This is a genomic window from Streptomyces sp. NPDC007983, from assembly GCF_042958345.1.
GTDB lineage: Bacteria > Actinomycetota > Actinomycetes > Streptomycetales > Streptomycetaceae > Streptomyces.
On sequence record NZ_JBIBJI010000008.1, the window covers coordinates 238,157 to 257,373 of the forward strand.

The following is a 19,217-nucleotide window of genomic DNA, read 5'->3' on the forward strand; positions in this document are numbered from 1 at the left end:
TTACTGACCTCCCAGGCCGGTGGTGGCCACCGACTTCACGATGCGGCGCTGGAACAGCATGAAGACGATCAGCAGCGGCAGGGAGCCGAGGACCGAGGCGGCGGACTCCTGGGCGTTCCGCAGCCCGGTGGAGTCCTTCACGGTCGACAGCCCCACCGGAAGCGTCATCAGCTGAGGATCGCTGGTGCTGATGAACGGCCAGAGGAAGTTGTTCCAGGTGTTGATGAAGACGAAGATCGCCACCGCGGCCAGGATCGGCCGGGACAGCGGCATGACCACGTTCCAGAACACCCGGAAGCTGCCCGCCCCGTCGATCCGGGCCGCCTCCTCCAGCTCGCGCGGAATGCCGTCGAAGAACTTCTTCAGGATGAACACCATCGCGGGCGCCACCACCTGCGGCAGGATCACCGCAGCGTAGGTGTCGACGAGGTTCATGGCGAGCATCTGCCGGAACAGCGGCACGATCAGGATCTGCGGCGGCACCATGATCGAGGCCACGGTGACGGCGAAGACCACCCGGCGGCCACGGAAGAGGGTGCGCGAGAAGGCGTACGCCGCCATCGCCGAGACGGCCACGGTGATCGCCGTGACGCACACGGCGATCACCACGCTGTTCACCGCCCACACCGGGAGATTGCCCTGGCCGAAGATGGTCCGGTAGGCGTCGAGGGTGAAGCCCGCGTCGGGGAGCCAGTCGACGCCCGACGCGCTCGCGTCGACCTCCGACTTGAACGACGTGTCCACGCCCCAGCCGAACGGCACCAGCCAGGCCACCGCCATCAGTGCAAGCGCCAGCAGGGTCACCACGCGGGGGAGGGGCCCGGTGCCGAGCGTGGGGTGCCAGGCCCGGCCGCCGCCGTGGCGGCGCCGCCGGGCCACCTCCCGGGGCATGGTCGAGCGCCTCTTTCCCGGTGTACGGGGTGAGAGTGTGTCGGGGGCCATGGCGCGATCAGTCCTCCCTGCGCGAGGAGATCTTCAACTGGGCGAGCGAGAGGATGATGATGACTCCGAAGAACACGTACGAGATCGCCGAGGCGTAGCCCAGCCGGTAGTTGGTGAAGCCGGTGTCGTAGATGTACTCCAGGATCGGCCGGGTGGTCCCGTCGGGGCCGCCCCTGGTCAGCAGGTAGATCTGGTCGAACACCTTCAGCGACGCCATCACCTGCAACACGGCGATCATCCCGGTGGTCCGGCGCAGCTGCGGCAGCGTGACCGACCACAGCCGGCGCCACGCCCCGGCGCCGTCGAGCGCGGCCGCTTCGTAGAGGTGGTCGGGGATGGCCTGCAGCGCGGCCAGGTAGAGCAGGAAGTTGAAGCCCACCGTCCACCACAGGGTGACCAGCGCCATGGACCACATCGCGTACTTCTCGTCCGTCAGCCAGCCGATCCCGTCGAGCCCGACCGCGTTCAGCAGCCCGTTGAGCATCCCCCGGTCCGGCTGGTACAGCATGTTCCAGATCTGGTAGACCACCGCGACCGGCAGCAGATGCGAGGTGAAGAAGGACAGCCGCCACAGCCACTGCCCCGGCATCCCCGTGTACACCAGCAGGGCCATCACCAGGGCGATGAGTACGAGGGGGACGGTGGACAGGATGGTGAACCAGACCGTGTTGCCGAGGGTCTGCCACACCTGACTGTCGCCGAGCGCCTCGGTGTAGTTGTCCAGGCCGACGAAGGCGCTGCCACCGGAGCCGGTCAGGCTCGCGTCGGTGAGGCTCATCCACAGGCCGATACCGAGCGGCACGACGAGGAAGAGGCCGAAGAACACCAGGAAGGGGGTGGCGAAGAGCCACCCGGACCCGGACGCGGCCCGCCGCGAGGGGGTGGGGACGGACGTCATGACGATGCTCCTTTCCGTTGCGGTGCCGTCGCCATCAGGCCGGATTCGGCTGGGCCAGCAGGGTGTTGATCTGGGAGACCATCGTGCGTACCGCCTTCGCCGCGGAGGAGCCGCCGATCGCGGGGTCGAGGGCCTGGGACATCCGCGTCTGGAAGTCCGATCCGGAGCCCGCGAACCACACGGGCGGGTCGAGCGCGAGCTGCTTCGCGGCGTCCGCGTACTCGGACTGCGGCCGCAGCTTGGCGTACGCGGCGGACGAGACCGCCGGGAGGTACGCCGGGATATGGCCGGCCGTCGCCCACGTCAGCCCGGACCGGACCAGCTCCGCCACGAACTGGTGGGTGCGCCGCCGGCGCTCCGGATCCGGGTTGTCCTGGTGCGGCAGCACCAGTGCGTGGCTGTCGGCCGCGCCCGCCGGACGGTCGTAGAAGGGGGGGATGGGGGCGCCGCCCAACCGGTCCTTCAGGGTGGTCCGGTAGGTGGCCATGTCCCACTCGCCCGAGAAGATCATCGGTGACCGGCCGTTGGCGAAGGCGGCGACCGCCGTCTGGACGTCCATCGTGCGGCTGTCGCGCGCCAGCTCGGCCATGAAGCCCACCACCTCCACGGCGGTGTCCTCGTCGATCTCGGCCCGCTCGCCCGAGAGGTCGAAGGTGGCGCCGGTCTGGCTGTACAGCGACCAGAACATCCGCCAGCTCATCGCCGGGTCGTTGGCATGGCCGAAGACGGGCCCGAGCTTGCCGCCATCCTTGCGGAGCTTGTCCATCAGCTCCAGGGCGTGCTTCGGCGATTCGAAGGGTACCAGCCGACCCTCGCCCGTGAGCAGCCCCGCCTTGTCCAGGACGTCCCGGTCGAAGAAGACGACGAACGGGTGGGTGTCCAGCGGGATGGCGTACGGAGTGCCCTGGTACAGGCTCCGCTTGACGAGCGTCTGGTTGAGGTCGTCCTGCCTCAGACCGAACTCGGCCAGCAGGTCCATGTCCCAGGGGTCGAGCAGACCGCCGGGGGCGTAGCCCGCCAGCCGGGTGAGGTGCAGGATGGCCACATCCGGTGAGCGGCCGCCGGCCGAGGCCATCGCGAGCTTGGTGTAGTACGGCGGGCCCCACTCCAGCACCGTCGTCCTGACCTTGAGACCCGGTACGCGCTTCTCGACGCTCCGCGTCATGTCCTTCATCAACCCGCCGTCGGGGCCGGTGAACAAGTTCCAGTAACGGATCTCGTCCCCGCTCGTCACGCTCCCGGCGATCGAACCGCAGCCGCTGAGCGCGGACCCGGTGACGGCCGCGCCCGCGCCGTACACCGCCCCTCTCAGCAGCCCGCGCCTGGTGAGGCCGGTCATCGTTCCTCCGCGCCCGACGGGTGCGGGTATTCGGGTCGTAGAACGTTGTTCGGGATATCGGGCGGCGGTGTGGCGGGGCGAGACATGGTCAACTCCGGGGCGGGGAAGAGCGGTTCGGCGGGCAGGGGTATGCCATCACCCGATTACATCGTTGTAAAGACCTGATACACCTGGGAACATCCGCTCTTCGGTCTGTGCGGCGGGGTTCGTTGGACAGGCGGCACGCGCCGACGCAGACTGACCCCACGCTTCAGGATCACCCCGCACACCCCGGGGCTCGCCCCGGCCGACCCGCTGGAGGCGTCGTGGCCGTGCAGATCTGTTCGTTGATCGTCGCCGAGCCGCAGGTGATCCCGCCCGGCGGGTATCGCGTGGTGCGGTTCCCCTTCGGCACCGCCGAGTCCTACGACGCCCTGGGCATGCATCAGGTGGTCCAGCCCGACGGCTACACGATCAAGAACTGGCGTACCGATGACCGCGCGGGGCTGATCTGGCCCTCGGCCGGCGGATGGGGTGCGCTGACGGCGATGATCCAGTGGGAGGCCGGGGGGTACGGCGAATTACGGGACCGGTTCGTACGGGATCCGCTCGGGCTGTCGACAGGCGCGGACTCGACCGCCACCGACCACCGGCCCCCGAGCCCCGGCGTGCAGTGCTTCACCAAGCACCACGAGATGTTCGTCCATCCGCGGACGCCGCTGGCGCTGATGGTCTCTCACAACAGCAGCTCCTCGGCGAGGCTGGTGCTCGCCGAGTTCAAGCTGGCCATCCACCCGGTCTGAGCACCGCGCCGGGTGGCGGGCGTCAGACCTCGCCCTTCTTCGTCTTGTACAGCTCTATGTCCTTGTTCGAGAAGAGATGGACATAGCCGCAGTCCCAGCAGATCAGCCCCGTCGCGGACTCGTCCGCCCAGGCGAGGTTGAGGAACTCCGCCCCCGAGCTGTTGAGCTTCACCTTGCGGTCGCGGAAGAAGCTCCCCTCGCAGAACATGCACGTGATCCATCGGTCCCCGAGTGTCGCACGCACAGGCTTGGGCACGTCCCACCTTCCCGCCACCGAAGTGGCCGACTCCGTCGCGCGTATCAGCGCGTGATCAGCATAGTCGGGCGATGCGGCGACTGCTGTCGGCAATGTGGCGAACAAAATCGTTGACAATCTTGTTGGCCTAGATTTACCTTCGACACGCACTCACTCAGGGAGAGCACGATGCCGAAGGAAGCCCGTCCAGGCACCGGAGAGCAGGCCAAGCAGCACGCGCTGACCCAGCTGAGGCAGGCGATTCTGCGCGGCGAGATGGCACCCGCCCAGCGGCTGGTGGAGAACGAACTCGCCGAGCAGTTCGGTGTGACCCGGGCCAGCATCCGCGCGGCCCTGATCGATCTGGCGTCGGAAGGGCTGGTGGAACGGATCCGCAACCGCGGATCGCGGGTGCGGGTGGTGTCCGTCGAGGAGGCGGTGGCCATCACCGAATGCCGCATGGTCCTCGAAGGGCTGTGCGCGGCCAAGGCGGCCGTCGAGGCGACTGAGGAGCAGCTGACCGAACTGGCCGATCTCGGCACGGCGATGTCCAAGGCCGTCGCCGACGGCGAACCCATGACGTACTCCCGGCTCAACCACGAACTGCACGCCCGGATCAGGGAGATCTCCGGCCAGCAGGTGGCCGTGGAACTGCTGGAACGGCTCAACGCGCAGCTGGTGCGCCACCGTTTCCAGCTCGCTCTGCGGCCGGGGCGCCCCCAGCAGTCCCTGAGCGAGCATCTGGCCATGATCGAAGCGATCAGGGCCCGGGACCCGCAGGCGGCCGGGACCGCCGTCCGCACCCACCTCGAGGGCGTGATCGACGCGTTGCGTGAATGACGCGCCGCGCGCGTGGCGCGGCCGGGGCGGGTCACCGACCCGTCCACCAAGGAGATTTCAGCTATGACGCACGGCAAGGCGCCCACCTCCGGCCGATCCGTACAACGCTGACCATCCGGTGGCGGCCCGTATGGCGCTGGACGCGAGAGTGCTGGCCCGGGCGATCGGCTACCCCACCCCCGGAGAGGTGCTGGGCGCGCCGCCGGTGTTCTTCTTCGAACCGCACCAGCCCGAGATGTGCGACTTCACCCCGCAGGTCCTGCTACACCGACCTCGCCAAGCGGCGCGGGGTCCAGCTGGCGCGCAACGCCGGTCCCAACCTCGGCCTGCCGCCGACGGTGTACGCCGAGGCCTATATGCGCCCGTACCCGCAGGTCACGGGGGAGCTGGCATGAGCGGCGCCATCGTCACCGACCCGCCGCGCGCCCGCGCCACACCGCGCTGCTCGCCACCGTCCTGATCGCGCCGGCCGGCCGTGGCGGCCCGGCGGGATGAGCGCCGCGACACCGTCCGGCGTTTCGCCGCCCGCCAGCGCTGTCAGAGCGGGGCGCGGTGCGCCTCGAAGATGGCGAGGCGTGAGGTGATGGCGCGGGACGCCTCGGTCAGCGCGGTGTGCATCCGGGGGATGCTGCTGCCCGCCGTGGGCGCGATGACCGCCAGTGCGGCCAGGTACGCCTGGTCGAGACCGCGCACCGGCACCGCGACGGCGAGATAGCCGCGCCGGGCCTCCTCGACCTCCACGGCGTAGTCCTGCTCCCTGATCCGGGCCAGCTCGGCGGGCAGCCGGGCAGGAGTGAGGGTACGGGGCGTACGGCGGTCCATCAGCGGGATCACCCGGGACAGCGGGTACTGCTCGGGGAGCATCGCGAGGGTGAGCTTCCCCGCGGCGCTGCAGTGCAGTCGGAGACGGCGGCCGCCCGCGGTGGACCGGGCCCGGTTGCGGTGCCTGCCCGCGTTCTCGATGCACAGCAGCTCCGAACCGCTGGGCACGGCCAGGTTCACCGCGTTGTCGAGCTTCTGCGCGAGATTCTCGATGACGGGCCTGGCGGCCTCGCGCAGGGTGCGCTGGCGGGGCGCGCGCAGGCCGATCTCGTACAGCTGGAGCCCGAGCCGGTACTTGGCTCCCTCCCGCTCCAGGAGATTTCCGTCGACGAGTTCCTGGCACAGCCGGTGGACGGTGGCCTTGGCGACCCCGGTACGGGCCGTCAACTCCGCGAGACTGAGGGCGAAGTCGTTGTCCCGGAAAGCGGACAGAATGAGGCCGACCTTGCCGAGAACCGACTTGGGGGTCTCGCGGATCTGCCGCGGCTCGGTGTCCTTTTCGGCATACACGTACCCAGTCACTGCGTTTGACCTCCTCATCTGCGTGGCCGCGCCGGTATCGGGGCGGCCACCAGAGCCGAGGAAGAGAACGATAGGCGCTTTTCGGGGAGGCCGGAAGGGAGCGTGACGTCAAGCCGTTCCGCAGTCCTTTCGCCAATTTTTGTCAATGCCCGGAAATCCTTCGTTCCGCGGGCGGTGTATGCCCGTGAAGGGCTACGAGATTTCCGGCAATACCGCGGATCCGACCGCCTCGATCAGCTCGGTGGGCGGATCGTAGGAGCCCACATGCTGGAGGAAGACTCCGGACACCCCGGCGTCGTGCAGGGCCGTGAGCCGTTCGGCGATCTGCGCGGCGGTGCCGAACAGACAGAACTCCCGGGCGAAACGCACGGCCGCCTCGTCGCTGACCCACTCCGAACACACCGCGACGGCCGCGTCCCAGTCATCGGCGTGCACCAGATCCGGGTAGACCCCCTCTACCGTGGCGGGGACGTCCACCTCGATCCCCGCGAGGGCGAGGAAGGGCGCCCCGCCGTTCTGCGCGATCGACGCGCAGATCGGTTTGATCCGCCGCGCCTCGGCCTCGACGTCGTCGGTCACCGCGCAGAACGCGGACACCGTCAGCGGGACCGCCGACGCCGCCCGGCCCACGGCCTCGGCGCCCTCACACACCCGGGCGGCGGCCCCGGCCAGGGTCTTCGGGGACACGCCGCTGAGCAGGATGGCGCCGTCGGCGATCTCACCGGCGAGCCGCAGGTTCTTCGGCCCGCTCGCCGCGAGGTGGAGCGGAATCCGCGGCCCGGGATCGCGCAGCCGGGAGTGGACACCGCCGCCGAAGTCCCAGTCCCGCCCGTCCAGCAGCGCCCGCAGCATGCCCACCCCCTCGCGCATCGCCGCCGAGGTGGTCTGCCGCATCCCGATCGGGCCGACCGAGCTGTTGCCCACGCCGAGGCCGAGGGTGAACCGGCCGGGGGCCAGCTCGGCCACGCTGCGTGCGGCCGACGCCACGACGGCCGGATGCCGGGTCGCCACATTGGTGACCGCGGTGCCCAGGCCGATGCGCTCGGTGGCCAGCGCGGCCGCGGTCAGGGTGGTGAACACGTCCCGCCACAGCAGCTGGGAGTCGGGGAACCACACCTGGTCGAAGCCCAGCTCCTCGGCCCGCCGCACGGTCCGGGCCACCCGGTCCGCCCGGTCGCACGGCGGTACCCGGATCCCGATCCGCGGCCGGAGCGCCCCCGCACTCATGCCCGCCCCTCCGCCAGGTCCAGCGCCACGTCCGTGATCATGTCTTCCTGGCCGCCGACCATGCCGCGCCGTCCGACCTCGACGAGGATGGTGCGCGTGTCCAGGCCGTAGCGGGCGGCCGCCGTCTCGGCGTGGCGCAGAAAGCTGGAGTACACGCCCGCGTAGCCGAGGCTCAGGGTCTCCCGGTCCACCCGCACCGGCCGGTCCTGGAGCGGCCGGACCAGGTCGTCGGCGGCGTCCATCAGCGGGAACAGATCGCAGCCGTGCGGCCACCCCAGCAGATCGGCCACCGCGATGAACGCTTCCAGCGGGCAGTTTCCCGCGCCCGCGCCCTGTCCGGCCAGCGAGGCGTCGACGCGGGTGACGCCGTTCTCCACGGCGACCACACTGTTGGCCACCCCGAGCCCCAGATTGTGGTGGGCGTGGATGCCCAGTTCGGTGTCGGGCGAGAGGACGTCGCGGTAGGCGCGGAAGCGGTCGCGCACCCCGTCCATGGTCAGCCGCCCGCCGGAGTCGGTGACGTACACGCAGTGGGCGCCGTAGGACTCCATCAGCTTCGCCTGCCGGGCGAGTTCCGCGGGCTCGGCCATGTGGGACATCATCAGGAAGCCCGCGACGTCCATGCCCAGCTCGCGGGCGGCGGAGATGTGCTGGGCGGAGATGTCGGCCTCGGTGCAGTGGGTCGCGATACGCACCGAGCGGATGCCGAGGGCGTGGGCCCGCCGCAGGTCGCGCACGGTGCCGATGCCCGGCAGCAGCAGGGTGGTGGGGACCGCGTGCCGGACGGCGCCGGTGACCGCCTCGATCCACTCCCAGTCGGTGTGCGCGCCGACACCGTAGTTGACGCTGGAGCCTGCCAGGCCGTCGCCGTGGGCGATCTCGATGGCCCCGACGCGGGCGGCGTCCAGGGCGGCGGCGATGGCGCGGGCCTGGTCGACGGTGTAGCGGTGGCGGATGGCGTGCATGCCGTCGCGCAGGGTGACGTCCTGGATGTACAGGGCGGCCGGGGTCATCGTGCTGCCTCCTCGCCGGTGTGGTGGGTGGCCAGGCGCTCCGCGGTGCGCAGCGCGGCCGAGGTCATGATGTCGAGGTTGCCCGCGTACGCCGGGAGGTAGTGGGCGGCGCCCTCGACCTCCAGGAACACCGACACCTTCGCCGCGCCGCGTCCCGCGCCGGGCGGCAGGAGGGTGCGCAGCGGGTCGTCGCCGTCGATCCGGTCGAACTGCACCTTCTGTTTGAGGCGGTAGCCCGGGACATAGGCCTGTACGCGGCCCACCATGGCCTCGATCGAGGCGGTGACCGCCGCCTCGTCGCACTCCGAGACCAGACAGTGCACGGTGTCCCGCATGATCAGCGGTGGTTCGGCCGGGTTGAGGACGATGATGGCCTTGCCCCGGCCCGCTCCGCCGACCCGCTCGATGGCGGAGGCGGTGGTCTCGGTGAACTCGTCGATGTTGGCCCGGGTGCCCGGGCCGGCCGAGCGGGAGGCGATGGAGGCGACGATCTCCCCGTAGTGCACAGGGGTGACGGCCGAGACGGCGGCGACGACCGGGATCGTGGCCTGGCCGCCGCAGGTCACCATGTTGACATTTGGGCTGTGCAGATGGGCGTCGAGGTTCACCGGCGGCACCACATAGGGGCCGATGGCGGCCGGGGTGAGGTCGACCACCGTACGCCCGAGGGCGCGCAGCGTCTCGTCGTGGCGGCGGTGGGCACCCGCCGAGGTGGCGTCGAAGACGATCCGCACATCGGCGAACTCGTCCAGCGCGACCAGCCCGTCCACGCCCTGGTGCGTCGTGGCCACCTTCAGGCGGCGGGCGCGGGCGAGGCCGTCGGAGTCCGGGTCGATGCCCGCCACCGCCGCCATCTCCAGGGTCTCCGACAGCCGCAGCACCTTGATCATGAGATCGGTGCCGATGTTGCCGGAGCCGATGACGGCGACCTTGGTACGGCTGCTCATGACCTGTCTCCCTCCGTCGCGAACTCGACCGTGACCCGGCCCAGTCGACTGAAATGAGCCTCGAACCGATCGCCCGGGGCCGCGGGCACCATCGGCCCCAGCGCCCCGGTCAGCAGGACCTCCCCGGCCCGCAGCGGATCGCCCTGGGCGGCGACGGCCGAGGCGAGCCAGGCCGCGGCCTGCAGCGGGCTGCCGAGGCAGTCGGCGCCGGTGCCCTCCGAGACCGTCCGGCCGCCGCGGGTCATCGTCATCCGCACCTCGCGCAGATCGAGCCCGGTCAGTGGCACGGAGGTGGAGCCCAGTACGTACAGCCCGCAGGAGGCGTTGTCGGCGACCGTGTCCACGATGCCGATGTTCCACTCGGCGATCCGGCTGTCCACGATCTCCAGCGCGGGCAGCGCGACATCGGCCGCCCGCAGCACATCGGCCACCGTGCAGTCGCGGTGCGGCAGATCGGCGCCGAGGACGAGCGCCACCTCCGCCTCCACCTTGGGCTGCAGCAGCCGCCCGGCCGCCACCACACCGCCCTCGGGAACCGCCATATCGGCGAACAGCGTCCCGAAGTCCGGCTGGTCCACGCCGAGTTGGGCCTGTACGGCGGGCGAGGTCAGGCCGATCTTACGGCCGGCGATCGACCGCCCGGCGGCCACCCCACGCCCGACGTTCACCCGCTGCACCGCGTACGCGGCCCCGATGTCGCCGTCGGCGAGGAGCGTGCGCACCGGCGGGCACACCAGCCCGGTGCGGGTGGCCTCCAGCAGGGTGTCGGCCGCCTTCGTCACCTCCGGGGGAAGTTCGCGGCCCGTCATGCGCCGGCCCCCGCCACGAGGGGGGTGTCGACGCCGACGGGGCCGAGCCCGGCGGCGCCGCCGGGGGTGCCCAGCGGCTCCGTACGACCGGGCAGCGGCTCGGTGAAGAAGCGGCGGTTGTCCTCGCGGTGCTCGGGCCCGGCCAGCCGGTCCACCGCGATCGCCTGCTCGGGGCAGGCGGTCTCGCAGGCGCCGCAGTCGATGCACTCCACCGGGTTGATGTAGAGCTTGCGCTCACCCTCGTAGATGCAGTCGACCGGGCATTCCTCCATGCAGGAGCGGTCCATGATGTCGACGCAGGCCGGGCCGATGACGTAGGCCATGTCAGTTCTCCTTCTCTGTGGAATGCCCGGGGAACAACATCGCCTCCGGATCGATCACGGTGGCCGCGTTGTTGACCGCGGTGGCGACCTCGCCGAAGCCGACGGAGATCAGCCGCACCTTGCCCGGGTAGTCGGTGATGTCCCCGGCGGCGAACACCCGCGGCACACTGGTGGCCATCCGGGTGTCCACGGCGATCCGCCGTGCTCGCAGCTCCAGGCCCCAGTGCTGGAGCGGGCCGAGGTCGGCGGTGAAGCCGAGGGCGGCGACGACGGTCTGCGCCGGCAGGGTCCGGGTGTCCTTGGTGAGGCGATGGCGGATCGTCACCTCTTCCAGGCGCTCCGCTCCGCGCACCCCGGTCACCTCGGTGTCGGTGATGATCTCGATGCCCAGGGACCGCACCTTCTCCACGGTCGAGCCGTGGGCCCGGAATCTGTCCCGGCGGTGGACCAGGGTGACGGACCGGGCCAGGGGAGCGAGGGTCGCCGCCCAGTCGAACGCGCTGTCCCCGCCGCCGACGATCACGATGTCGTGACCGGTGTGGACGGCCGGGTCCGGTACGAAGTACACCTGCCCGCGGCCGAGATAGTCCTCGCCCGCGGGCAGGGGCCTGGGCGTGAACGTCCCCACCCCGCCGGTGATCACCACCGCTCCGGCCCGGACCGTGGTCCCCGCGTCGCCGCGCACCACGGGGCGCCCGTCCTCCCCGTGGGACAGCTCGACCGCCCGCTGACCCAGGAGATACACGGGCCCGTACGGCTCCGCCTGGGCCGCCAGGGCGTCGACCAGGTCGCGACCGCGCACCGAGGGGAAACCGGCGATGTCGAAGATGGGCTTCTCCGGATACATCGCGCTGATCTGGCCGCCCAATTGGGGAAGGACGTCCATGACCGCCACGCGCAGCCCGCGGAACCCCGCGTAATACGCGCCGTAGAGTCCCGACGGACCGGCGCCGATGATGAGGATGTCGGTGTCCACCACGTCCGACGCGGACGGGGTGGCCGGAACATCGGTAAGAACGCTCATGGGCCGGGAGCGTAGGGACCGCCGTGGCCGGACCCAATGAAACCGTTCCGTCTGGCGGGACACCACGCTACGGCGAAGGCACCCGCCACTGGGAACGTGGCGCGATCCACAGGGATCCCGCACTGGGAGGTCACGACTCATGAACCCGGACAACGGCAGGGCGGGGCGGCTGCTCGTCGCCTGTACGGCGCTCCTCCTCGTCCCCGCCTGCATGGCGGGGACGGTGGACTCCGACGCGGGGGAGGTGAAGGGCGCGCCCACGGTGCGCGTCGCCCTCGGCGTCGACGCCTCGTACGCACCCTTCTACCTGGCCAAGGAGCGGGGGATGTTCGCCGAGGCGGGGGTGAACGTCGAGCTGATGCGGACCGAGGGCGGGCCGACGGCGGGCCAGGCGGTGACGGCCGGCACCGCGCAGCTGGCGGCCAACGCCGACTCCACCGCGCTGCCGCTGATGGCGGGCGATCCGGGCCTGCGGGCGCTGGGCGTGTTCCAGTCCTCCGACCGCTATCTGAAGGTCGTCCTGCGGGACGGCATCACCTCACCGCGGCAGATCAGGACGATGGCGTCCATCCAGGGACTCGGCCTGTACGCGACCCATACGTATCTGCGCCACCACGGCATCGATCCGGCGTCCGTGACGATCCACCAGAGCTCCCCGCCCGAGATGCCCGGGCTGCTGCGGAGGGGCTCGATCGACGCCTACGTCCTCTACGAGCCGTGGGCCGCCAAGGGCGCCGACGCGGGCGGCCACATCGCCGGCCACAGCGGCGACTTCGGGGTGACCTATGTGCAGTGGCTGCTGGCGGAAGACCGCTGGCTGAAGAGCAACCGGGAGGTCGCGGCGAAGGTGCTCAAGGTCCTCGCCGACGCGGACCGGCTGGTGACCCGCGACCCCGGCGCCGCCGCGGAGGCCACCAACCGGCAGGTGAAACTGCCCACGGAGCAGACGCGGAAGGTGCTCCCGGAGATCACCTTCCGCGTCCGCGGACTCACCGGCGCCGACATCGACCAGTCCGCTGAGATCACCGACTTCCTCACCGGGCAGAAGCTCATCAAGAAGTCGCCCGATCTGGACCGCGCCCTGCTGACGGGCTGGTACGAGCGGTACGCCGGCTAGGTGTGCTGTCCCGGCACATTGGTGACGGGACAGCACACCTAGCGCACCGGGCAGGTCAGTTCGACCGTCCCGGTGACACACGCGGTGCCGTCCTCCTTGAGGACGGACATCTCCAGCGACACCCGCTGCCCCCCGGCGGCGGGCTCGACCGCGGTGACCGTCGCGGTGCAGGTGAGCGGTTCACCGGCCACGGCGGTCGCCCGGTTGCGCCAGCTCACCCCCTCCAGTCGCGTGGCGGGGCCCGACCAGTCCAGGGCGTACTGGACCAGCGTCTCGCCGTGCAGGGTGGACTGCACGACCACATCGGGGAAGCCTTCCGAGGCGGCGAACTCCGCGTCGTAGTGGATGCGGTGCCCGTTCCACGACACGGCGCTGAACCGGAACAGCCGCACCCTGCTGTGGGTGTAGCGGCGTGGCGGGCAGACCTGCCCGGCGGTGGGGGTGCTCACGCGGCGCCCCCCTTCCCGTCGTCCGGGGCGGTGCCCCCGTCGAGCACGACGATCGTCTCGTCCACGGCCATCAGCTCCGTCCCGTCCTCCGCGGTGAAACGGGTGGTCACGCCCAGCAGGACGAACTCACCCGAGCGGCCTCCCTTCCGGTCCGCCGACATCAGCGCCCGGGACGCGGTGATCCGGGCGCCCGCCACCGGAACCCCGGCGAGCCGCACCGACTGGCCGCCGTGCACCAGGCGCACCGGCAACCCCTGCGTACACGGGGACTCCCTGGTGGCCAGGCCGTCCGGGCGCAACTCGTCCTCGGGCGGACCGTCCTCCCAGCCCATCATCGCCGCGAGGAACAGGGGAGGAGCCTCCACGGGCTCCCCGGCCGCCTCCCGGGCGCGGGCCCGGGCCGCGTACGCGTCATCGCCCACCGCGGTGGCGTACCGGCAGAACTCCTTGACCGTCAGCACCCCGCAGTCCTCGGCCTCCCACCGGCCGATCAGCGACGGTGCCCGCGTCACCACCTCCTCCAGCGCCGTCACAGGGCGGCCCGCAGTGCCCGGCTGATTCCCAGCCCCGCGGTGCGCAGCGCCCCCGTGTGGGTGGCGGCGTCGAAACGGTAGGTGGGCGCGGTGATGGACAGCGCGCCCGCCAGCGAGCCCCCGACGGCGAAGACCGGTACGGCCATGCTCAGATAGCCCAGCCGGATCTCCTCCGCCTCGGTGGCGATGCCCTGCTCCCGGACCCGCTCCAGCTGGCACAGCAGCCGCGCGGGCGAGGTGATCGTGTACCGGGTGAAGGGTTTCAGCCCGTTGCCGATCACCTCTCCGGCCAGGGACTTCGGCGAAAAGGCCAGGATGGCCTTGCCGGTGGCGGTGCAGTACAGCGGAAGCCGCCCCGCCACCCGGGACTCCTCGCTCAGCCCGCGATGCGGCAGGATCTTCTCCAGGTAGACGACGTCGAGGCCGTCGTGGATCGCGAAGTGGATGGTCTCCCGGGTGGCCAGCAGCAGGTCCTCCATGTACGGCTGCGCCACCTCGCGCAGGATCCGCTGCCGGTGCACCCGCTGGCCGATCTCGAACAGGCGCAGCCCCAGCCGGTAGTCGCAGCCCGCCCGCTCCAGCAGCCCCCAGACGACCAGTTCCTGGGCGAGCCGGTGGACGGTGGCCTTCGCCACGCCCGTACGGCGCACCAGGTCGGCGAGGGAGAGGGTGCTGTCGTCGGCGGTGAATGCCTCCAGGATCGGGCGCACCTTGCCGAGGACGGAGTTCATCGAGTCGGGACAGGACGGTGATGTGGCGTGGTCGAGCGGGACGACGGTCATGCCGGGCACCCCCTCATCGCGTCGTCTCGTCGAGGAACGCCAGGCTGAGCGGGTTGTACACCTCGGCCTTCTCGTGCTGCGGCCAGTGCCCGCACTCGTTGAAGATCTCCAGCCGGGCCCCGGGGATGGCGGCGGTGATGGCCTCCGCCTCCGGCACGGCCCCGAACGGGTTCTTGTTGCCCCACACCACCAGGGTCGGCGCCTTGATCCTCGCCATCCGGTCCGGCCGCAGCAGATTGCGTTCCCGTCGATCGACCTCCTGCAGCGCCAGCAGATTGTGCAGGTTCTCCTGGAACTCGGGGCGGTGGTAGATCTCGTAGCGGATCCGGGTCAGCTCCTCACCCAGCTCCTCGTCCCACTCCGCCCACAGCAGCCGCAGCCGCTCCCGGGTGAAGGACACGTCGTCCTCGAGCGCCGCGGCGCGGGTCGAGGTCTTCAGCCGCTCCATCACCTCCGGGTTGACCTTGGTGCCGCCCATGCACAGCAGCTGGAGCGAGGCCACCCGGTCCGGGTACTCGCTCGCCGCCCAGGACGCCACCCAGCCGCCCAGCGACTCGCCGACCAGATGCGCCCGCTCGGCGCCCACCGCGTCCAGGTAGGCCATCAGATGCTCGACGTAGGCCGGGATCTCCCCGGGCCGGTCGGGCTTGCCGGTATAGCCGTGGCCGAGCATGTCGATGGCGTGGCAGCGGTAGCCGCGCTCGGTGTACGCCGGGATGTTGCGTACGAACGCCTCCAGGTGGCCGGTGGTGCCGTGCAGGAACACCACGTGCTCACCGTCCTCGGGACCCGCCTGCAGGGCCCGGGTGGTGATGTCGCCGGTTTTCACGTAGGCGTGCCGGTAGTCGATGCCCGACAGTTCCGTCCAGATGCTCATGGCTGCCTTTCGCTGGTGTGATTCTGTGCGGGGTCGAGGACGGCGACGCCCATGCCGGTGAGCCATTCGGGCAGGGATTCGTACGCCAGCCGCCGTCCGGGGGCGTGGCCGAGCAGGGCCGCCATGAGCAGCCAGGTGCGCACTTCCTGGGCGCCGTTGCCCGCCACCTTCTCGAGTTCCTCGGTGGTGTACCGGGTCACCTCATGGGTCCGGCCGCTGGTCACCAGGTTCAGGAACTCCTCGTCGAAGTCCTCGTTGATCGCGGCCTCGGCGGCCCGGATGATCTCGCGGCGCCTGACGTCGTAGTCCTTCCAGTGGTCGCGGCCGTTCAGCCACGCGCCCACCATGAACTCCTCGTCGTCGCCGCGCGGATCGCGCCAGTCCGGCCACGGCAGCCGGTGCGAGAGCCCGCCGGAGCCGATCACCGCCACCCGGCGGCCCTCGGGGAACCCCAGCACCGCGTCCCGGATGGCCCGGCCCAGCCGCTCGCAGCGGTCGAGGGTGGGCAGCGGATGGGCGAACACGTTCACCACCAGCGGCACGATCTCCACGTCAAGACCGTCGAGCAGATACTGGACGGCGTGCGACTGGCCGTGGTCGATCTGCAGTCTGGCCGAGTACGCCAGGTCGAAACGGCCGCCCTCCACCAGGGTGTTCGCGATGTGCCGGGCGAGGGGGACGTCCACCGGCTGCGGGCCCTCCGGGGTGCCGGACTCGCCGCTGGCCACGCACTCGCCCACGCCGATGGTGAAGCTGGGGATGAGGTCCAGCCAGAAGCCGCGGAAGTGGTTGGAGCCCACCAGGATCACGGTGTCGGGGCGGGCCGCCGCGATCTCGTCGCGCGCCTCCCGCAGCGCGTCCCGGAACCGCTCGGCGCGGTCCTTGTGGAGGGTCTCCTCCCAGTGGGTGTTCATCAGCGTGCTGTGTGACGCGCCCACACCCAGAACGATGTCGGTCATTCAGGCTCTCCTTCCACCTCGTCGCGCGTGCGGGTGACGGTGTCGACGGCGGTGCGGATCAGATGGCGGGTCAGCGCCTCCATGGCCCGGACGTCGACCGTGTTCATCCCCCGCGCGAAGTCGATCTCGAAGGGTGCCTCGCTCACCTTCGGCATGCCGACGCGCACCGTGGGCACGCCCCGGCCGCGCAGGATGTTGGCGTCGGTGGCACCGCTGTTGCCACGGATCACCTCGTGCGGACGGCCCTCCAGGGCCTCCCAGCCCGCGATCGCGCTGCGGCACACCCAGCTGTCCGGGTCGGTCCGGGTCCCGGGGATGGCGAGGATCATCTCCGCGGTGACATCGATCCCGGTGTCCTCGCGGATCGTGTCGAGCGCGGCCAGGAATTCCCGCTTGGCCCGCATCGGGGCCAGGTCCGGGCCGATCCGCAGATCCACCCTGAGCGTGCAGGCCGCCGGCGTCGTGGCCGCCATGCGCGGCCATCCGCCGCGGACCGAGGCCACCACGCCCTGCGGCGCGACCGTGCCACCGGTGTGGCGGAGCGCGTACGCCGCGAACCACTCCTCCAGGCGCAGCGCGACCGTGCCCGCGTTCGCGATGGCGTTGTCGTACGGCAGGCGGTGGCGCGACCCCACATAGGTGTGCAGGCCGCGCACGGTGACTTCGAACCACACGAGCCCGACCTCGTCCCAGGACACCGTCCAGCCGGGTTTGGCGATCACCGCGTAGTCGGTCCACACCCCCTGCTCCAGCAGGAACGAACAGCCCACGCCCTGGCCCGTGTTGTGGCGGACCCCGCCGGGCCGGGCGTTGGTGGGCATGCCGCCCGCGCCGAACGCCGCGACGAGATCGCCGGTGAGCGGGACACCGGCGCGGCGGATGGCCTCGGCGGCCATCATCACGCACGCGGCGTGGCCCTTCGGATTGGACGCCCCGAGCCCGGTCACCAGATCGCCGTGGACGGTGGCGCGCGGGCGCATGTCGGGGCGCAGCTCGGGGCCGATCCAGGGAAGGTCCTCGCTCTCCTCGCCGACCGTCAGGGTGTCGATGGGCGCGTAGAGCATGAGGTCGGGTCCTGTGCCGTCGCCGTCGAGGCGGGCCCAGGCGTTGGCCTGCCGGTCGTCGACCGGCTGCACTCGGGCGTGGCATCCGGCGGCCCGAAGCGACTCCGCGATGTGTGCGGCGAGCGGCCCTTCGTCGCCGGTCGGGCTGGGGGCGTCGACCAGACCCGTGATCAGCTCGCGCAGCCGGCCGGGGGTGATGTGGCGCCAGGCCTCGGCGACCCAGGCGCGCCGCCGCTCGTCCAGTCCGGCCAGGCCGTCGGGTCCGTCAGTGCCCGCCGGTCCGCCGCCGGTCACTGGTTGATCCTGTGGACCTGGGTCATGGTGGTGCGCGCGACGCGCTTCCTGGCCAGGGGGAGACTCGCGGCGATCGCGGCCCCGGCCAGCAGGGTGAGCAGGGTACGGCCCATGGTCATGCCTTCTTCTCGCGGGTGGGCTTCGTGGAGGAGGGGGCTTCGGGGGAGTCGGCGCCGACCGCGGCCAGCTTCTTGCCGTACTCCTCCTCGCTGAGGTTCCGCCACGAGGTCAGCGAGACATCGGGGCGGTAGAGCTTCTCCGGGGGCGCGTCGGTGACGTCCACCATCCAGGCGTCCTGGCCGGAGAACTGCCCGTGGAACAGCCAGCGGACGGCGCCCAGGTACTTGGCGTAGAAGCCGAGCGTCTTCCAGCCCTCGGTGAAGTTGACCATCACCCCGACGTAGCGGTGGTTGTCCTCGTCCACCGGGACGTAGAACTCGTAGTGGATGAACTTCGGATAGGCGATGCGCAGCACACCCGGCATCGACAGGGACGCGAAGCCGGGGAACTCCTGTGCCTCGATCGTCGGATTGATCTTGTCGGCCTTGCCGGTGTTGCCGATGTTGAAGGTCTCCTTCGGCGGCTGCATCTTCCACCACCGCTTGTTGGACCAGCGGCCGACACCGGGGTAGTCGGCCTCCCAGTGCACCTCGTCCTGCACCCGGAAGATCCAGCGCCCCTTGGGCACGATCCGGGTGATGTTCCAGGTGGGCATGGGCTTGAACAGCCGCCACAGCGCGGTGCGGTGCAGATACTTCGCATGGCCCTCGTCGAAGCCGTTCTCGCAGGCGAAGCGCCAGTTGCCACCGCGCGGCTCTATCCGGCCGCCCATGACGAACCCGTTGCCGACGAGTTCCTCGGGAAGCTGTGAATCGATGGAGTGCGGCTCCTCGTCGGCGAGGGGGATGTACACCCACACCATGCCCAGGCGCTCTTCCACCGGGTACGTCCGCACCCCGACCTTGCCGGTCAGCCGGCAGCCGGGCCCGTCGGTGATGACCGCGGCCAGCTTGCCGGTGGGCAGGTCGAACGTCCATCCGTGGTACGGGCAGCTCACGGTGCCCGGAAACTGCTGATCGCCCTCCGACAGCGGCACCCCGCGGTGCGGGCACCGGTTGTGCAGCGCGTACGCCGTGCCGCCGTCCCGGATCAGCGTGATCTTCTCGCCGCAGAGGGTGAACGGGAGCGGCTTGCCGGTGATGTGGCTGGACCAGGTGACCGGGTACCAGTAGCCCCGGAAGCCCGAGCCCGCCGCGTCGTAATGGGGCCATGAGGCCCAGTCCTGGCGGCCCGGTTCCCCCGCAGCTCTGCCGCGGCCCCGGCCGGTGTGTTGGGTATCGGGCGAGCCCTCGACCGTCATCGTGCGTGTCCTCCCGCTGCCGTACGAACCGTGGCACCGAGAATGCGCGGGCCCGCCGC

At 70.8% G+C, this 19,217-nt stretch carries 22 protein-coding genes and 1 pseudogene; 4 read left to right on the forward strand and 19 right to left on the reverse strand.

All coding sequences use genetic code 11. The features are described 5' to 3' along the window. Genes ACFZCY_RS25595 through ACFZCY_RS25605 form a run of 3 tightly spaced genes read right to left on the reverse strand, consistent with a single transcriptional unit; the run spans nucleotide 1 to nucleotide 3,179 of the window. Nucleotides 1-891: an ABC transporter permease subunit gene (locus tag ACFZCY_RS25595; protein WP_391177645.1), complete on the reverse strand. Its 891-nt coding sequence runs from the start codon at nucleotides 889-891 to the stop codon at nucleotides 1-3. 58 nt (nucleotides 892-949) lie between these two features. Beyond that, entirely contained in the window at nucleotides 950-1,840 is an 891-nt protein-coding gene (locus ACFZCY_RS25600; RefSeq protein WP_391177649.1) for an ABC transporter permease subunit, read from the reverse strand. Nucleotides 1,841-1,874: 34 nt separating this feature from the next. Beyond that, complete coding sequence (locus ACFZCY_RS25605) at nucleotides 1,875-3,179, reverse strand: extracellular solute-binding protein (RefSeq protein WP_391177653.1); 1,305 nt, start codon at nucleotides 3,177-3,179, stop codon at nucleotides 1,875-1,877. A gap of 305 nt (nucleotides 3,180-3,484) precedes the next feature. Between ACFZCY_RS25605 and ACFZCY_RS25610 the strand changes: the two genes are divergently transcribed. Continuing rightward, nucleotides 3,485-3,961 (forward strand): hypothetical protein, encoded by a 477-nt coding sequence (locus ACFZCY_RS25610; RefSeq protein ID WP_391177655.1) that lies wholly within the window; start codon nucleotides 3,485-3,487, stop codon nucleotides 3,959-3,961. A 22-nt stretch (nucleotides 3,962-3,983) separates the two neighbouring features. Here ACFZCY_RS25610 and ACFZCY_RS25615 read toward each other — a convergent pair whose 3' ends face one another. Then, nucleotides 3,984-4,169 carry a hypothetical protein gene (locus tag ACFZCY_RS25615; protein ID WP_391177658.1) on the reverse strand — a complete coding sequence of 62 codons (186 nt, stop codon included), beginning with the start codon at nucleotides 4,167-4,169 and terminating at the stop codon, nucleotides 3,984-3,986. Nucleotides 4,170-4,385: 216 nt separating this feature from the next. Here ACFZCY_RS25615 and ACFZCY_RS25620 point away from each other — a divergent pair, with 216 nt between their 5' ends. Continuing rightward, a complete protein-coding gene (locus tag ACFZCY_RS25620) occupies nucleotides 4,386-5,036 on the forward strand; it encodes an FCD domain-containing protein (RefSeq protein WP_391177661.1) in 651 nt (216 codons plus the stop codon). An 85-nt stretch (nucleotides 5,037-5,121) separates the two neighbouring features. Beyond that, nucleotides 5,122-5,431 (forward strand): annotated as a pseudogene (locus ACFZCY_RS25625) (PIG-L family deacetylase); the annotation flags it as partial. A gap of 142 nt (nucleotides 5,432-5,573) precedes the next feature. Here ACFZCY_RS25625 and ACFZCY_RS25630 read toward each other — a convergent pair. From ACFZCY_RS25630 to ACFZCY_RS25660, 7 genes are all read right to left on the reverse strand, one after another. Next, nucleotides 5,574-6,380: an IclR family transcriptional regulator C-terminal domain-containing protein gene (locus ACFZCY_RS25630; protein WP_391177664.1), complete on the reverse strand. Its 807-nt coding sequence runs from the start codon at nucleotides 6,378-6,380 to the stop codon at nucleotides 5,574-5,576. Between the two features lie 192 nt (nucleotides 6,381-6,572). Beyond that, entirely contained in the window at nucleotides 6,573-7,607 is a 1,035-nt protein-coding gene (locus ACFZCY_RS25635) for an LLM class flavin-dependent oxidoreductase (RefSeq protein ID WP_391177666.1), read from the reverse strand. Beyond that, nucleotides 7,604-8,620, reverse strand: a complete 1,017-nt coding sequence (gene dmpG / locus ACFZCY_RS25640; protein WP_391177669.1) for a 4-hydroxy-2-oxovalerate aldolase — start codon at nucleotides 8,618-8,620, stop codon at nucleotides 7,604-7,606. The genes ACFZCY_RS25635 and dmpG overlap by 4 nt, the downstream gene beginning before the upstream one ends. After that, nucleotides 8,617-9,567: an acetaldehyde dehydrogenase (acetylating) gene (locus ACFZCY_RS25645; protein ID WP_391177672.1), complete on the reverse strand. Its 951-nt coding sequence runs from the start codon at nucleotides 9,565-9,567 to the stop codon at nucleotides 8,617-8,619. Before ACFZCY_RS25645 ends, dmpG begins: the two co-directional genes overlap by 4 nt. Beyond that, nucleotides 9,564-10,376 carry a fumarylacetoacetate hydrolase family protein gene (locus ACFZCY_RS25650; RefSeq protein ID WP_391177674.1) on the reverse strand — a complete coding sequence of 271 codons (813 nt, stop codon included), beginning with the start codon at nucleotides 10,374-10,376 and terminating at the stop codon, nucleotides 9,564-9,566. Before ACFZCY_RS25650 ends, ACFZCY_RS25645 begins: the two co-directional genes overlap by 4 nt. Beyond that, nucleotides 10,373-10,699, reverse strand: coding sequence for a ferredoxin (gene fdxA, locus ACFZCY_RS25655; RefSeq protein ID WP_391177677.1), 327 nt, complete (start codon nucleotides 10,697-10,699; stop codon nucleotides 10,373-10,375). The genes ACFZCY_RS25650 and fdxA overlap by 4 nt, the downstream gene beginning before the upstream one ends. A 1-nt stretch (nucleotide 10,700) precedes the next feature. Continuing rightward, a complete protein-coding gene (locus ACFZCY_RS25660) occupies nucleotides 10,701-11,723 on the reverse strand; it encodes an FAD-dependent oxidoreductase (RefSeq protein ID WP_391177681.1) in 1,023 nt (340 codons plus the stop codon). A 139-nt stretch (nucleotides 11,724-11,862) separates the two neighbouring features. Between ACFZCY_RS25660 and ACFZCY_RS25665 the strand changes: the two genes are divergently transcribed. Beyond that, complete coding sequence (locus tag ACFZCY_RS25665) at nucleotides 11,863-12,840, forward strand: ABC transporter substrate-binding protein (RefSeq protein WP_391177684.1); 978 nt, start codon at nucleotides 11,863-11,865, stop codon at nucleotides 12,838-12,840. Between the two features lie 38 nt (nucleotides 12,841-12,878). Here the strand turns inward: ACFZCY_RS25665 and ACFZCY_RS25670 are convergent, their stop codons facing one another. The 8 genes from ACFZCY_RS25670 to ACFZCY_RS25705 are packed head-to-tail and all read right to left on the reverse strand — an operon-like array spanning nucleotide 12,879 to nucleotide 19,158. Next, nucleotides 12,879-13,289 (reverse strand): acyl dehydratase, encoded by a 411-nt coding sequence (locus tag ACFZCY_RS25670; RefSeq protein ID WP_391177687.1) that lies wholly within the window; start codon nucleotides 13,287-13,289, stop codon nucleotides 12,879-12,881. Next, a complete protein-coding gene (locus ACFZCY_RS25675) occupies nucleotides 13,286-13,801 on the reverse strand; it encodes a MaoC family dehydratase N-terminal domain-containing protein (RefSeq protein ID WP_391177690.1) in 516 nt (171 codons plus the stop codon). The genes ACFZCY_RS25670 and ACFZCY_RS25675 overlap by 4 nt, the downstream gene beginning before the upstream one ends. Before the next feature lie 17 nt (nucleotides 13,802-13,818). Next, complete coding sequence (locus ACFZCY_RS25680; protein WP_391177692.1) at nucleotides 13,819-14,604, reverse strand: IclR family transcriptional regulator C-terminal domain-containing protein; 786 nt, start codon at nucleotides 14,602-14,604, stop codon at nucleotides 13,819-13,821. Nucleotides 14,605-14,617: 13 nt separating this feature from the next. Then, on the reverse strand, nucleotides 14,618-15,481 hold the full coding sequence (locus ACFZCY_RS25685) for an alpha/beta fold hydrolase (RefSeq protein ID WP_391177696.1): 864 nt from the start codon (nucleotides 15,479-15,481) through the stop codon (nucleotides 14,618-14,620). Further along, a complete protein-coding gene (locus ACFZCY_RS25690; protein ID WP_391177700.1) occupies nucleotides 15,478-16,440 on the reverse strand; it encodes a catechol 1,2-dioxygenase in 963 nt (320 codons plus the stop codon). The genes ACFZCY_RS25685 and ACFZCY_RS25690 overlap by 4 nt, the downstream gene beginning before the upstream one ends. Next, complete coding sequence (locus ACFZCY_RS25695; RefSeq protein WP_391177703.1) at nucleotides 16,437-17,798, reverse strand: M20 family metallopeptidase; 1,362 nt, start codon at nucleotides 17,796-17,798, stop codon at nucleotides 16,437-16,439. The genes ACFZCY_RS25690 and ACFZCY_RS25695 overlap by 4 nt, the downstream gene beginning before the upstream one ends. Beyond that, nucleotides 17,795-17,917 carry a hypothetical protein gene (locus ACFZCY_RS25700; RefSeq protein ID WP_391177705.1) on the reverse strand — a complete coding sequence of 41 codons (123 nt, stop codon included), beginning with the start codon at nucleotides 17,915-17,917 and terminating at the stop codon, nucleotides 17,795-17,797. The genes ACFZCY_RS25695 and ACFZCY_RS25700 overlap by 4 nt, the downstream gene beginning before the upstream one ends. Beyond that, nucleotides 17,914-19,158, reverse strand: a complete 1,245-nt coding sequence (locus ACFZCY_RS25705; RefSeq protein ID WP_391177708.1) for a Rieske 2Fe-2S domain-containing protein — start codon at nucleotides 19,156-19,158, stop codon at nucleotides 17,914-17,916. The genes ACFZCY_RS25700 and ACFZCY_RS25705 overlap by 4 nt, the downstream gene beginning before the upstream one ends. Between the last annotated feature and the right edge of the window lie 59 nt (nucleotides 19,159-19,217).